The sequence below is a fragment of the Mesorhizobium sp. C395A genome (assembly GCF_030323205.1).
Taxonomy (GTDB): Bacteria; Pseudomonadota; Alphaproteobacteria; order Rhizobiales; family Rhizobiaceae; genus Mesorhizobium.
In genome coordinates, this window is record NZ_CP100473.1 from 4,081,166 (window position 1) to 4,093,550 (window position 12,385).

Below are 12,385 nucleotides of genomic sequence, written 5' to 3' on the forward strand. Positions count from 1 at the left end.
GCAAGACCGACAGGCTTGCGCCGCAGCCAAATTCCGGTTCATTGAACGTCTTCCCGACGTGACAGGATAGAGCATTGGCCGCGAAAAGCAGACGCCCAAACATCCTATTGATCTCCTGCGACCAATGGCGGGGCGATTGCCTGTCGGCTGCCGGCCATGCCGTGGTGAAGACGCCGAATGCCGATGCGCTCGCCGCCGAAGGCGTCCTTTTCAAGCGGCATTACGGCGGCGCGGCGCCCTGCTCGCCGGCCCGTGCGTGCCTCTACACCGGCCTCTACCAGATGAACAATCGCGTTTGCCGCAACGGCACGCCGCTCGACGCCCGCCACGGCAACATCGCGCTTTCGGCCCGCGCCCTCGGCTATGATCCGACTTTGTTCGGCTACACCGACGTCTCGCCCGATCCGCGCACGATGGCGCCGGGCGATCCCCGGCTGAAAAGCTATGAGGGCGTGCTGCCCGGCTTCAGCGTGCGCCAGTTCCTGCCTGAGCATCAGCAACCATGGCTGTCATGGCTGAAGGCACGTGGCGTCGACACCAGCGCGGGCTCTCCCGGCATTCACCGTCCCATGGGCGGGGAAGCGGGCGACGCCGTGACCAACGCGCCGCCTGTCTATTCCAGGGACGAGACGCCGACCGCTTTTCTTGCCGGCGAATTCATTCGCTGGCTAGACGAACAGGATGCGCCATGGTTCGCGCATGTCTCCTTCATCAGCCCGCATCCGCCCTTTGTCGTGCCGCAGCCCTACAACACGCTGTATGATCCGGCGGACGGACCGCCCTTCCGCCGTGCCGAGACTTGGCAGGCAGAGGCGCAAAGGCATCCCTATCTGGCTTACGACCTTGGTCGCCAGAAGCGGAGAAGCTTCCGCCCCGGCACCGACGGCCACGTGCGCGACTGGGGCGACGACAACATCCGGGCCATCCGCGCGATCTATTACGGCATGATCTCGGAGGTCGACGCGCAGCTTGGCCGCATCTGGCAAGCGATCAAGACGGCGAATGCATGGGATGACACCATCATCGTGCTGACTTCGGACCACGCCGAGATGATGGGCGACCATTTCATGCTGGGCAAAGGCGGCTTCTTCGACGGCAGCTATCACATCCCATTGATCGTGCGCGACCCACGACGCGGCAATGCAGCCGGCTCGATCGTCAACCACTTCACCGAGGCAGTCGACATCTTCCCGACCTTGCTCGATCTGCTGGACGCCGACGCCCAGCTGCATCTCGACGGCCGCTCGCTAAAACCGTTCCTGCAATATGAACCGCCTAAGGATTGGCGCGACGCGGCGCATTGGGAGTTCGACTTCCGCTCGATTGCCGATGGTGAGGCCGAACGGCATTTCGGCATCGGCTCGCGCCAGTGCAACCTCGCCGTCATCCGTACGGAAAAATTCAAATACGTGCATTTCGGCGGCGGCCTGCCGCCGCTGCTCTTCGACATGGAGAAGGATCCGGGCGAACTGGCCAACGTTGCCGCCGACCCGGCCTATCTCAGCGTGCGGCTTGAATTTGCCGAGCGGCTGCTTGCCTGGCGCGCCGAGCATCTTGACCAGTCGTTGGCGCTTGCAGAGCTAACGGACGAAGGGGTGGTGGGTATGTGGTAGGCAGTAGGCAGTAGGCAGTAGAATGTTCTGGCGGCCTGATGCCTCGTCACTCGGTTTCGCCTACTGCCCAATCCCTACTGCCTATTCCCTTACTGTACCATCATCCGCTGCTGGTCGCGCTTCTCGGCATAGCTGCCCTTGTCATACGCGGCCTGCGCCTGCAGCTGCTCCTTGGTGAAGTTGGTGTAGAGATATTTGTTGCCGTCCTTGTCGGTCATGAATTTGAGCTTGTCCATGCCGACCGCGACCTCCTTGGCGCCGATGCCTAGAAAGCCGCCGACATCGATGATGACGGCATCCGGCTTGCTGTCGGGCGTGAGCACGACGTCGCCGATCTCGCCGACCTTGGCGTCGTTGGCGCCATAGACGGTGGTGCCCTTCAGGTCGTCGCCTCTGATGTTACCGACCGGCATTTCGGTCAGTGTCGACTTGTCGATCGCTGCCGTTTGCGTCGGATCGGTGGCCTTTGTCCCGGCCGGAGCTTCCGCGGTCTTGTCCGCTGGCTGAGCATTGTCAGCCGGTGCAACGGCCGTCGGGGCAGCCGGAGCAGTCGGCTGCGTCGCGTCGGAGGTTGTCGTCACGGGCGCCGGATCATAGGGCTTCCGGTCGAAATCAGGCTGCGCCTGCAGTTCCTCCTTGGTCGTCTGCGCCACCAGCCAGCGATCGCCGTTCTTTTCGGCCCACCGCGCCTTGGCGAAATCATAGGTCACGTTCTTTTCACCCATGCCGAGGAAGCCGCCGACGCCGATCACCAGCGACTGCGCCTTGCCATCCTTGGTCAGCACGATGTCGTTGACGTCGCCGATATTCTGGGCATCGTCGCCAGTGCCATTGTAGACATTCTCGCCGATGATGTTGGTTGCGAGATTGCCGTCAGCGCGTTTCACCGCCGGTTCTGACGGCGCGGCGTTGAGATCAACCGGCTTCTGCGGGTCGTTCTGCGCCGTGGAAGCAGGCGCCGAGGCCGGATCGTAGGGCTTACGGTCGAAGTCGGGCAGCGCCGTCAGCGCTTCTTTCGTCGTCTCGGCGACGAGCCAGCGGTCACCATTCCTCTCGACCCATTGCAACTTGCCGTAGTCGAAGGCGACGTTCTTGCTGCCTATGCCGAGGAAGCCGCCAACGCCGATAATGGCGGATTTCGCCTGGCCGTTTTCATCGAGGACGACGTCGCTGACGTCACCGATCTTCTGCGCATCGTCGCCAGTGCCATTGTACACCGACTCGCCGATGATATTGGTCATCAGCGCGCCGTCGGCCTGTTGCGGCGCCGGCGCGATGGTAGCAGGGGCTTCAGCCGGCGCTGGGGTCGTCGCCGGGGTCGTCGTTGACTGCGCAAACGCACCGGTAGCGATCAGCGTTGCGAGTGCAGTCGTCGCGAACAGTGTGCGGATCATGATTAAGTCTCCTCTTGCGTGATCTCATGCGCGCCGCAATCGGCAAACCACTTGCCGGGAGACCGAAGGCGGCGCCTCCAATGGGATCACAACGTTGTGACAAGGCGCTTGTTCCGAAAAAACGGGAGCATCGAAATACCCTGGGCAAGTCCGTGAAATCGCCCTAGATTTCCGCCCGGCCGATGGAACCTTTGCCAAGCTTGCCCGTTTCAGCCTGCGGCTGGCATTCCGGCCGCTAAAAAGAATACGGAGCGGGGCATGCGATTTGCAGCGGTGCTGAACCGGGACGGCGGCACCTTGCGGACCACCGATCTTTCAGCGCTAACCGACCGGATGCGCCAGACGCTCGAGGCGGCTGGTCATTCCATCGAGATCGACATCGTCGCCGGCAAGGAGATTGTCGCGGCGCTCGACAAGGTCGCCGCGCGGCGCGACATCGACGTCGTGCTGGCCGGTGGCGGCGACGGCACCATTTCGGCCGCCGCGGGGCGGCTGATGAATGGCAAGAAGGCGCTGGCCGTCCTGCCTGCAGGAACAATGAACCTGTTCGCCCGCGGCCTTGGAATTCCGCAGACCATCGATGGCGCGCTGAAGTCCTTTGCCGACGGCGAGATCATGGCGGTCGATATCGCGAGCGCGAATGGCCGGCCGTTCGTACATCAGTTCTCGATCGGTCTGCACGCCAAGATGGTGAAGCTGCGCGACAATATGGAATTCGCCTCGCGCCTGGGAAAGATTCGCGCTTCGGCCAAGGCCGCTTGGACGACGATCAACAATCCTCCCGCCATGAAGGTGACATTGACGGTCGGCGAAGCCGAGATCGTGACCCGCATCAGCGGCATCGGCATTTCCAACAATCTGTTTGGCGAAGGCCATCTGCCTTATGCCGACAATCCTGCCGGCGGCGTGCTCGGCATCTATGTCACCGTGGCGCGGCAGCGTGGCGAGCTGGTCAGGGCGCTCTTCGACATGGCTCGAGGCAGGTGGCGCGACAGCGATCATGTCGAAACTCATCAGGCCGACAAGGCAATCGTGAAGATCCATACCGGGAGCAAGAAATTCGGCGCCGTCATCGACGGCGAACTGGTCAAGCTGGAGCGTGAAACGACAATCCAGATCCACCCTGGCGCACTGAACGTCCTGGTTCCGGCGCAAGCCGCCCAGGCGAAGGCCGCCTGATGCGATTACGAATGACGCGGAAAACCCTAGCCGCCCGACTGCCCCTCGCCGGCTGGCGAGCTCTGGTTGGCCGGCGCGGTCTGGCCGGTGGGCTGCCCCTGGCTTTCAGGGCTATCTGGATCTATCTTTTGGCCATAAATCTCGGCCGCTCCCCAAGCAATAAAAGCCAGGAGCAACGCGGCGACCAATATGCGCAGGCCGTGCCAACCCCAGCGCCCCTGACGGGCTTTGTTTTCAGGGGCGATCTTGGTCATTGGCGGCGTTCCTATCGTGCAACCGGCATGGTCGATGAAACCATCGCCGGCGAAACATGGTGGGGTAACGATTGCTTGCTACAAAAGTTCCGGCGCGCGACGGCCGCGCAAGATGCGCGCCACCGCGGGTGGGGCCTGCAAGCGAGGGGGCTTGGTGGATAGCAAGGTGGCGAAGCAGGCTGGTTTGCCGGTTGAGGTCCGCCGCGCCGTGGCGGCGCCGGAGCGGCTTGCCGTACTGCACGGGCTTGACGCGATCGACACCGACTCCGATCCCGACTTCGATCGCATCACCGACCTTGCCGCAGCCGTGATGCAGGCGCCGATCGCGCTCGTCACGCTGCTCGACACCGAACGACAGTGGTTCAAATCCTGTGTCGGCTTCAACGAGACCGAAACCGCGACCGACATATCGTTCTGCGCCCATACCATTGCCGCCGGCGACGAGCCGATGGTGGTGCCGGATGCCAGCATGGACCCTCGCTTCTCCCGCAACCCGCTGGTCACCGGCGAACACCATGTCCGCTTTTATGTCGGCGCGCCGATGGTGGTCGCCGGCGCGCGCGTCGGCACGGTGTGCGTACTCGACCGGGAGCCGCATGAATTTCCGTCCGCTGCCGCGCTCGATCATTTGAAATCGCTGGCCAGCCTCGCCGCCAGCCTGTTTACCCTCAAGGACGCCACCCGCAGCGGCGCCATTGCCACGGCTGCTTTGGCGCAGGAGGAAAAGCGCCGAGCCATAGCGCTCGACGCCGCCTCGCTCGCCAGTTGGGCCTGGGATATCCGCACCGACATGATCGAATGCGACGTGCGTTTGTCGGAGCTGTTCAACCTGCCGCGTTCGAACCGGTTGCGGGCGCGCGACATTTTGGCCGCCATCGACCCGCGCGACGTCTACCAGACCGAGACGCGCTTTCGCGATGCCCTGACCGGCAGCGACGACTATTTCGGCGAATACCGGGTCAAAGGCTTCGATCCGCCGCGCTGGATAGTCACCCGCGGCCGCGTCATCGAGCGCGACGGCGAAGGCAAGCCGACGCTTATCTTTGGCGTCAACTACGACATCTCGGAACGCAAGCTCGGCGAGGACCGGCAAAGGCTGCTGCTGCGCGAGCTCAACCATCGGGTCAAGAACACGCTGGCGACGGTGCAGGCGCTGGCGACGCAGACCGTTCGCCACGCTCGCCGCCCAAGCGAATTCCTGGAAGCCTTCGGCGCCAGGCTGCAGGCGCTGGGCGCTGCCCATAACCTGCTGTCGGATCGCGAATGGCGCGGCATCGGTATTCGCGAACTGATGCAGATCGAGGTCAAGCCGTTCGATTCGGCAGAACGGCCGCGCATCGTGATCTCCGGTCCGGAGCTGCTGCTTTCGCCTGACCAGGCGGTGGGGCTCGGCCTGATCATGCACGAACTGGCCAGCAACGCGCTGCAATACGGATCGCTGTCGGTTGGCTCGGGGAAGGTCGATGTCGACTGGAAGGCGGCGGGCAAGAAAGGCGCGCGCCGCCTTGTGCTGACCTGGAGCGAAAGCGGCGGGCCGAAAGTCGACCCGCCGGAACGCCAGGGCTTCGGCTCTATCCTGATCCGCCGCAGCCTCGCCAAGGTTTTATCGAGCGAAGTGACCCACGAATTCCGCAGCGAAGGCGTGTTCGCCGAAATATCGATGCCGCTTGAAGATCTGCCGGCTTAAAGCAATTTCAGAAGTGCGAAGCGGTTTTCCCGGGAACAGCGTATCAGCGCGACGCGCTTTAGTCGGCTTCGATGTCTGGATCGCCCGGATCCGGTTTGACGTTCTCGCGGTAGATGGCATAGGCCGCGAGCGCGATCATCGGGCCGAGAATGACGCCCTTCCCGCCTTTCCCCTTGAGCAAGGCCGGCAGCACGGCAAGCGCCGCGGTGATACCGAGCGCCTTCAGGTCGGCATTGCGCCTTCGCCGCGCACGTCGGCGCGCACGCGTTCCGGCCGCAAGTTGATGAATGAGCACGATAAGCCCGGCCGTTACCAGGAAACCAGCGGCGAAGCCAAGACAGGCGGCCATCGAGCCATAACGGTCAGCCGCCCAGATGTAGGCCGCCCCCAGGAGAAATCCGAGGCCGCACAGGGCAGCCACGGCGGCGAGCCCATAGACGATTGCCGCCGTGCGCGCGCGGCGCATGGCGGCAATGGCTTCACCCGAGGCCAAGGCCGAGATAAGCGGTGCCAGCATGCCCATCTCTGTCGAAACTAGCGCCGGGCAAGAAGCGCAAACAGGAAGCCGACGCCGGCCGCGATCGCCAGTGAAGTTACCGGCTTCTCGCGCACATTGGCCGTGATCTGGGCCTCAAGATCCTTGGCGTTGCCACGCAGGCTGTCGAAGACGGCTTCGCCCTGCGCGCGCAACTGGTCGACGCCTTCGGCAGCAGCGCGCCGCGCCGTGCCGTAACCATGTTCGCCGGTCTTGGCCAATTGCTTGGTCAATTTTTCGATATCCGCCTTCAACTGCCGAATGTCGGCTTCGAGGTCGGCGTTCGTCTGACTTTCGTTGGCGGTTTTTCCTGCGGCAGTTGCCATTCTAAACTCCTTGCGTTTGCTTGGCTTCAAACGCCCGACACACATCATGGTTCCGAAATCGGAGACCGTATCCATGAAAGGGTGTTTGCAAGTGCGAGTCCAGCCCCAGATGGAGGCCTGCCTGTCAGATCAGCGGCCGACGGCCTTCGCTTAGGCCCTCCCAGCGCGCGAGATCCTTCAGCCCCTCCCCGTCGATCACTTCGCAACCGCCGTCGCGCCAGGCGATCAGCTTGCGATCGATGAGCTTGCGGATCGTCTTGTTGGTGTGGACCAGCGACAGGCCGAGCGTATCGGCGACATGCTGCTGGGTAATCGGGATTTGCACCGGCGCCTTGCCGTTGAGCCCGACTGCCGCCGCGCGGCTGGCGATGAAGGCAATGAGATAGGCGGTGCGCTCGACCGCCGTGCGCCGACCGACGCTGAGCAGGTTCTCGTCCAGCATGCGCTCCTCGCGCGACGCCAGCCAGGTAATGTCGTAAGCAAGGCCCGGATGGTTGCGGTAGAGCTCGTGCAGGTTTTCACGCTCGAAGACGCACAACAGCATGGGCGACAGCGCCTCGACCGAGTGCTGCATTTCGCCCATCAGGCTGCCCTGCAGCCCGATAAGATCGCCGGGCATGGAGTAGTTCAGGATCTGGCGCCTGCCGTCCGACAATAGTTTGTAGCGGAAGGCCCAGCCCGAAAGCACGGTGTAGAGATGAGCACTTTGGCTGCCTTCGACCAGCACTGTGGCGCCCTTGTCGACGGCCAGTTCGCCCTTCTTGAACATGCTGACATAGGCAAGCTCCTGCTTCTCGAATTCCCGGAACACCGGCAATGGCCGAAGCGGGCAGATCTCGCATGGGTACTGACGGCTGGAAAACGAACGACCATTCTGGCCAGACATTTCGATCCCTCTTTCGAACGTCTCTTGCCAGAGACTGAGTGCTACGCCTTTGCAAGGCCGCGGTTCCGCTGCCGATGGCATGTCTTTTTTAAATGACAGGATGGCAAATAGCGATCATGACTCGCTACACTCCACTGAGGCGAATTCGAAGCTCGCTTGTGGAGTAGAGCCGGTGGGCGAACTTTTCGGATTAAGGCCTGACCGATCCCCCAAGGTCCGCGATGCGGTTGACTGGAGTCACTGTACCCGATGCTGCAAGAATTGAGGAGAGATTGCCAAGTGCCGCCATTGCTTGAGGGATTGCGAATTCTTGTCTTGGAGGATGAATTCCTGATCGCCATGGATGTCGAGCAGCTTTGCCGCGACCATGGCGCGAACGACGTAGTGATTGCCCGCGCTCTGGCCGAGATCGATGAGCAGAAGGTCGTTGGCGAGTTCGACGCCGCTATCGTGGACCTCATGCTGGGCGGAACGTCCACACTCGATTTTGCCGCGCGGTTGCGCCAATCGGGCCTGCCGTTTGTCTTTGCCTCCGGCTATTCGGACCCCGATGAGATCAAAGGGTCTTTTCCCGGCATCCGCCTGGTCACCAAGCCCTATTCGGGGACCGATCTCGTCGAGGCTCTGGCGGCGGCCTGCGGCCGCGCGCCAGTCTGAGATATCTTCGATGCGTATGTGTAGAGAGCCCAGGCCCGCAAACGGGCCCTCCGCCGTCAGGCAGCGTTTGAACCCGTCACCTGGGACGAGATCGCGTCCGGCCCGTATTCGTCTTCGCCGGAGATTTTGAGGATCTCCTGCAACCGCGTGCGGGCCCGGCTGACCCGGCTCTTGATCGTTCCGACCGCACAGCCGCAGATTTCGGCGGCCTCTTCATAGGAAAAGCCTGAAGCGCCGATGAGGATGATGGCTTCGCGCTGGTCCTCGGGGAGTTGCTCGAGCGCGCCGCGAAAATCCTTGAGGTCAAGCTGGCCGTGCTGAGCCGGATGAACGGCAAGCCTGGCCGTCATGATGCCGTCGCTGTCCTGCACCTCGCGGCCGCGCTTGCGCATCTGGGAATAGAACTCGTTGCGCAGGATGGTGAACAGCCATGCCTTGAGATTGGTGCCGGGCTGAAAGCTCTCATGCTTGTCCCAGGCCTTGACCAGCGTCTCCTGCACCAGATCGTCGGCCTTGTCGGCATTCTGCGTCAGCGACACGGCAAAGGCCCGCAGGCTCGGGATCGAGCCGAGCAGGTCGGTCTTGAACCCTTGTGAGACAGCTGCCATGCCTCAGTCCTTCTTCTGTGCGGGTTCGGCCTTTTCCAGTTGGCTGAGCAACTGGGCAAAGCGATCCGGCACATTGTCCGAGACCAGCTCGTCATAATACTGTTTGAGTTTACGGCCAATTTCCGAATTCGCCCCGAGCGGGTCGCCGGAATTGGCCCGGCGCCTGTCAGCGGCGCCAGCCAGCGTTTCTTTATTCATGTCCTTCATTTCGCCCTTAAATCCAGCGCCCCGAGCCGCCCCATTACACAACGCAAAGCGGCCCCCTCGTCTGGTTGCCCATCGCACCACAAACGTCGCCCGTGCAGTTTCGTTCCACAAGTGTCGGAACTTTTTCGCAAAACCCGCGTTTGGGTGTTGGGGCTTGCAATCAGCTTGACCTGCAATCTATGCAATCACGTCATCTGAGGGAGACGTCTACCATGAGCCTTTCCGCAACCATCGCTCCGCACCTGCCGTTCCTGCGCCGCTTTTCACGCGCCGTATCCGGATCGCAGGAGAGTGGCGATGCGCTGGTAGCCGCGATGCTCGAAGCCATCATCGCCGACGTCGACATCTTCCCGCAAGCGTCAAGCGACCGCATCGCGCTCTACAAGGTATTCGCCAAACTGTTCACCTCCATTGCCATCCGCGTTCCGCAGGAGCAGGCGCAATCGGCATGGGAGCAGCGCGCCGCCGCCAATCTGAACGCCATTGCGCCACGGCCACGCCAGGCTTTCCTGCTGGTCGCGGTCGAAGGCTTCGGTGAAGACGAGGCAGCTGAAATTCTCGATGTCGACGCCAAGGAATTCTCCGAACTGCTTGCCCAGGCGAGCAACGAGATCTCTCGCCAGGTGGCGACCGATGTGCTGATCATCGAGGACGAGCCGCTGATCGCCATGGACATCGAGGAAATGGTCGAGAGCCTCGGCCACCACGTGGTCGGAACCGCGCGCACCCATACCGAGGCGGTGGCGATGTTCGGCAAGACAAGGCCGAAGATGGTGCTGGCCGACATTCAGCTTGCCGATGGCAGCTCGGGTATCGATGCGGTCAACGAAATCCTGTCGTCGACTTCGGTGCCGGTAATCTTCATCACCGCCTTCCCCGAACGTCTGCTGACCGGCGAGCGGCCTGAACCGGCCTTCCTCGTCACCAAGCCGTTCAATCCCGACATGGTCAAGGCGCTGATCAGCCAAGCGCTGTTCTTCGACCGGCAGGCCAAGGCCGCCGCGTGAAGTAGGGCCTTCAATCTCCAACTTTTCGCCGCCTCGCAGCGTTGGCGGCACTGGCGATCGCCTAACCCGGCGATCGGCGGCTGCCCGTCGCGCCGTATCGCGCTCACGCGCGCGAATCAATTCGCGTCCGGGCCTCTTCCAAAGACCTTCTTTTTCGGCAAATGGTGGAACAAACAGCAATCACTCACGTTCTTGATCCAGTATCGGAAGGAGACAGATCATGCTCTACTGGGCGCTCGTATTTCTCGTCGTGGCGATCATCGCCGGCGCGCTTGGTTTCGGCGGCATCGCCGGTACCTCGGCCGGTATCGCGCAAATATTGTTCTTCATCTTTCTCGCCTTCCTCGTCATCTCGCTTCTGGCCGGCCTGTTCAGACGGGCATCGTAGGAGCGGGCGAAGAACACTGGAAGCCGCACCCCTCAAACGGTTTCCAGCCACCGCCGGGCGATGTCCTCCAACGGGACATCGTCCGGCGGACCTTTTCTGGGGACCTACTCAGGAACTGAGTCCAAGTGAATCGTTCGGTCCTGATCAGGTGGACAGGTGATTGATGCGTTCCATTGGCGGAGGCGAGAGCGGACAGGGCGACGAGGTGATCGCACTGCACCCGGCTGAAAGCGGAATGCAGCTTGGCCGGGCCTTGCTTCACGCTCTGCACAATGCCGGCATTTCCGTCCTCTATCAGGATCGTGAATTGAAGACTGTATGGGCCCGCAACATGCGTGCGCCGTGGGTTTCCGACACAGCCGACAGCAACGGCGCGTTGCCACCGGCGCAAGCTGAGCAAATCGCCGCCGCCAAAAGCAATGTGATCGCTTCCGGCAATCCGGAACGCCTTGAACTGAGTGTTCCCACCGGTGATGGCATGCGCTGGTTCCAGGTATGGGTCGATGCCGATCGGGGCCATCGCGGCGACGTTCAGGGCGTCGTCACCACGATGGTGGAAACCACCGAGCAGAAACGCCGCGAACAGACGCTGAAGACGCTGTTGCGCGAAGTCAGCCACCGCTCCAAGAACCTGTTGGCCATCATCCAGAGTATTGCCACCCAGACCGGCCGCTATTCCGAGACACCCGACGATTTCCTGAAGCGCTTTCGCGGCCGCCTGCAGTCACTGGCTTCCTCCCAGGATCTGGTAACGTCGTCGAACTGGCGGGGTGCAGCACTTCGCGAGCTTATCCGCGGCCAGGTCGTTCGCTACGGCGCCGATCCCGCGCAGAGCCTGCGCTTCAATGGCGTCAACCCCTACCTCAATCCCAACGCGGCCATTCATATCGGACTGGCAATGCACGAACTCGCCGTCAATTCATTCAGCTACGGCGCCCTGGCGCGGCCGGACGGCTTTGTCGAGGTAACCGCCGATCTGTCGAACGTCGCAGAGGCCGCAGACAAGCCGGCTTTGTCGCTGACCTGGGTCGAGGCCATTGTCGCCAATGATAACAGGCGCACCGAGAAACGCTTCGGCAGCGTTGCCCTCGAACGTGTCGTGCCGGCATCGCTGAACGGCACGGCGACGCTGGAGATCACCAGTGACCGCCTCGAATATCGCCTCGTCGTTCCGCACGGCAATTTCGAAACCGAATGAGCGGCGGGATTCCTTAACCGGCTGTTCACCATAAAATCCGATGCTGTGGTTCCCAGAGATTGCTGGATCTTGACCGATTCAACCGATGTTTCGGCCGCAGCCTGCAACGCGAGTATGGGAGGAATGATCATGACGGTTGCCGATATGAACAGGCTGGAGCAGGCCGCCCGGGTGTCCATGAGCGGCTTTCAGGATCCTGACGCTTCAGCCTCGCCTTTGCAGCACGCCTGGCATCCCTTGCTTCGCGTCGCCGCTGTCGCGCTCGTCGCCGCTGTTGTGCTGATCGTGGCGTCGCAATTGGCCTGAGCCAGATGCTCAGGTTCACGCTGCTCCCAAGCAGCCTGGCTCAGAAGCTGTCCAGCTCGTAGCCGACCAATTATTAACGCCCCTTTCGGCACAGGAACTTTGACGGCTGTGGACCGTTCTTATGGCGAGAGGACGTGTCG

At 62.2% G+C, this 12,385-nt stretch carries 15 protein-coding genes; 8 read left to right on the forward strand and 7 right to left on the reverse strand.

Features of this window, described 5'->3' with window-relative positions; all coding sequences use genetic code 11:
* Positions 1–74 precede the first annotated feature (74 nt).
* Positions 75–1,613 carry an alkaline phosphatase family protein gene (locus NLY37_RS19920; RefSeq protein ID WP_031246493.1) on the forward strand — a complete coding sequence of 513 codons (1,539 nt, stop codon included), beginning with the start codon at positions 75–77 and terminating at the stop codon, positions 1,611–1,613.
* An 89-nt stretch (positions 1,614–1,702) separates the two neighbouring features.
* Here the strand turns inward: NLY37_RS19920 and NLY37_RS19925 are convergent, their stop codons facing one another.
* Entirely contained in the window at positions 1,703–3,007 is a 1,305-nt protein-coding gene (locus NLY37_RS19925) for a PRC-barrel domain-containing protein (protein ID WP_023670087.1), read from the reverse strand.
* 258 nt (positions 3,008–3,265) lie between these two features.
* Between NLY37_RS19925 and NLY37_RS19930 the strand changes: the two genes are divergently transcribed.
* Positions 3,266–4,186, forward strand: coding sequence for a diacylglycerol/lipid kinase family protein (locus NLY37_RS19930; RefSeq protein WP_023742925.1), 921 nt, complete (start codon positions 3,266–3,268; stop codon positions 4,184–4,186).
* A gap of 26 nt (positions 4,187–4,212) precedes the next feature.
* Here the strand turns inward: NLY37_RS19930 and NLY37_RS19935 are convergent, their stop codons facing one another.
* Positions 4,213–4,440, reverse strand: a complete 228-nt coding sequence (locus NLY37_RS19935) for a hypothetical protein (RefSeq protein WP_023742926.1) — start codon at positions 4,438–4,440, stop codon at positions 4,213–4,215.
* A 112-nt stretch (positions 4,441–4,552) separates the two neighbouring features.
* Here NLY37_RS19935 and NLY37_RS19940 point away from each other — a divergent pair, with 112 nt between their 5' ends.
* Complete coding sequence (locus NLY37_RS19940; protein ID WP_084559026.1) at positions 4,553–6,127, forward strand: HWE histidine kinase domain-containing protein; 1,575 nt, start codon at positions 4,553–4,555, stop codon at positions 6,125–6,127.
* Between the two features lie 58 nt (positions 6,128–6,185).
* Here the strand turns inward: NLY37_RS19940 and NLY37_RS19945 are convergent, their stop codons facing one another.
* From NLY37_RS19945 to NLY37_RS19955, 3 genes are all read right to left on the reverse strand, one after another.
* On the reverse strand, positions 6,186–6,650 hold the full coding sequence (locus NLY37_RS19945) for a hypothetical protein (protein ID WP_023742928.1): 465 nt from the start codon (positions 6,648–6,650) through the stop codon (positions 6,186–6,188).
* An 11-nt stretch (positions 6,651–6,661) separates the two neighbouring features.
* Positions 6,662–6,988: an ElaB/YgaM/YqjD family protein gene (locus tag NLY37_RS19950; RefSeq protein WP_023670092.1), complete on the reverse strand. Its 327-nt coding sequence runs from the start codon at positions 6,986–6,988 to the stop codon at positions 6,662–6,664.
* Positions 6,989–7,112: 124 nt separating this feature from the next.
* The gene (locus NLY37_RS19955; protein ID WP_023670093.1) at positions 7,113–7,874 is read right to left on the reverse strand and encodes a Crp/Fnr family transcriptional regulator; all 762 of its coding nucleotides are present in this window, start codon (positions 7,872–7,874) and stop codon (positions 7,113–7,115) included.
* Between the two features lie 339 nt (positions 7,875–8,213).
* Here NLY37_RS19955 and NLY37_RS19960 point away from each other — a divergent pair, with 339 nt between their 5' ends.
* Positions 8,214–8,531 (forward strand): response regulator, encoded by a 318-nt coding sequence (locus NLY37_RS19960; RefSeq protein WP_050485906.1) that lies wholly within the window; start codon positions 8,214–8,216, stop codon positions 8,529–8,531.
* A gap of 56 nt (positions 8,532–8,587) precedes the next feature.
* Here the strand turns inward: NLY37_RS19960 and NLY37_RS19965 are convergent, their stop codons facing one another.
* Together NLY37_RS19965 and NLY37_RS19970 are read right to left on the reverse strand one after the other, a co-directional pair.
* Positions 8,588–9,139: a sigma-70 family RNA polymerase sigma factor gene (locus tag NLY37_RS19965; RefSeq protein ID WP_023670095.1), complete on the reverse strand. Its 552-nt coding sequence runs from the start codon at positions 9,137–9,139 to the stop codon at positions 8,588–8,590.
* 3 nt (positions 9,140–9,142) lie between these two features.
* On the reverse strand, positions 9,143–9,346 hold the full coding sequence (locus NLY37_RS19970) for a NepR family anti-sigma factor (RefSeq protein ID WP_023670096.1): 204 nt from the start codon (positions 9,344–9,346) through the stop codon (positions 9,143–9,145).
* A 212-nt stretch (positions 9,347–9,558) separates the two neighbouring features.
* Here NLY37_RS19970 and NLY37_RS19975 point away from each other — a divergent pair, with 212 nt between their 5' ends.
* The 4 genes from NLY37_RS19975 to NLY37_RS19990 all read left to right on the forward strand — a co-directional run bounded on the left by NLY37_RS19975 (position 9,559) and on the right by NLY37_RS19990 (position 12,245).
* Positions 9,559–10,353 carry a response regulator gene (locus NLY37_RS19975; protein ID WP_023670097.1) on the forward strand — a complete coding sequence of 265 codons (795 nt, stop codon included), beginning with the start codon at positions 9,559–9,561 and terminating at the stop codon, positions 10,351–10,353.
* Between the two features lie 220 nt (positions 10,354–10,573).
* Positions 10,574–10,741 (forward strand): DUF1328 domain-containing protein, encoded by a 168-nt coding sequence (locus tag NLY37_RS19980; protein ID WP_023670098.1) that lies wholly within the window; start codon positions 10,574–10,576, stop codon positions 10,739–10,741.
* Between the two features lie 163 nt (positions 10,742–10,904).
* On the forward strand, positions 10,905–11,939 hold the full coding sequence (locus tag NLY37_RS19985) for a sensor histidine kinase (protein ID WP_023670099.1): 1,035 nt from the start codon (positions 10,905–10,907) through the stop codon (positions 11,937–11,939).
* A 129-nt stretch (positions 11,940–12,068) separates the two neighbouring features.
* A complete protein-coding gene (locus NLY37_RS19990) occupies positions 12,069–12,245 on the forward strand; it encodes a hypothetical protein (RefSeq protein ID WP_023670100.1) in 177 nt (58 codons plus the stop codon).
* The last annotated feature ends 140 nt before the right edge of the window (positions 12,246–12,385 follow it).

Excerpts from the sequence above, each read along its gene's own strand:
- NLY37_RS19990 (WP_023670100.1), top strand. The coding sequence starts at position 12,069 with ATGACGGTTGCCGATATGAACAGGCTGGAGCAGGCCGCCCGGGTGTCC.
- NLY37_RS19925 (WP_023670087.1), bottom strand. The coding sequence starts at position 3,007 with ATGATCCGCACACTGTTCGCGACGACTGCACTCGCAACGCTGATCGCT.
- NLY37_RS19940 (WP_084559026.1), top strand. The coding sequence starts at position 4,553 with ATGCGCGCCACCGCGGGTGGGGCCTGCAAGCGAGGGGGCTTGGTGGAT.
- NLY37_RS19960 (WP_050485906.1), top strand. The coding sequence starts at position 8,214 with ATGGATGTCGAGCAGCTTTGCCGCGACCATGGCGCGAACGACGTAGTG.
- NLY37_RS19935 (WP_023742926.1), bottom strand. The coding sequence starts at position 4,440 with ATGACCAAGATCGCCCCTGAAAACAAAGCCCGTCAGGGGCGCTGGGGT.
- NLY37_RS19945 (WP_023742928.1), bottom strand. The coding sequence starts at position 6,650 with ATGGGCATGCTGGCACCGCTTATCTCGGCCTTGGCCTCGGGTGAAGCC.
- NLY37_RS19950 (WP_023670092.1), bottom strand. The coding sequence starts at position 6,988 with ATGGCAACTGCCGCAGGAAAAACCGCCAACGAAAGTCAGACGAACGCC.
- NLY37_RS19965 (WP_023670095.1), bottom strand. The coding sequence starts at position 9,139 with ATGGCAGCTGTCTCACAAGGGTTCAAGACCGACCTGCTCGGCTCGATC.
- NLY37_RS19980 (WP_023670098.1), top strand. The coding sequence starts at position 10,574 with ATGCTCTACTGGGCGCTCGTATTTCTCGTCGTGGCGATCATCGCCGGC.
- NLY37_RS19985 (WP_023670099.1), top strand. The coding sequence starts at position 10,905 with ATGCGTTCCATTGGCGGAGGCGAGAGCGGACAGGGCGACGAGGTGATC.
- NLY37_RS19955 (WP_023670093.1), bottom strand. The coding sequence starts at position 7,874 with ATGTCTGGCCAGAATGGTCGTTCGTTTTCCAGCCGTCAGTACCCATGC.
- NLY37_RS19975 (WP_023670097.1), top strand. The coding sequence starts at position 9,559 with ATGAGCCTTTCCGCAACCATCGCTCCGCACCTGCCGTTCCTGCGCCGC.
- NLY37_RS19930 (WP_023742925.1), top strand. The coding sequence starts at position 3,266 with ATGCGATTTGCAGCGGTGCTGAACCGGGACGGCGGCACCTTGCGGACC.
- NLY37_RS19970 (WP_023670096.1), bottom strand. The coding sequence starts at position 9,346 with ATGAAGGACATGAATAAAGAAACGCTGGCTGGCGCCGCTGACAGGCGC.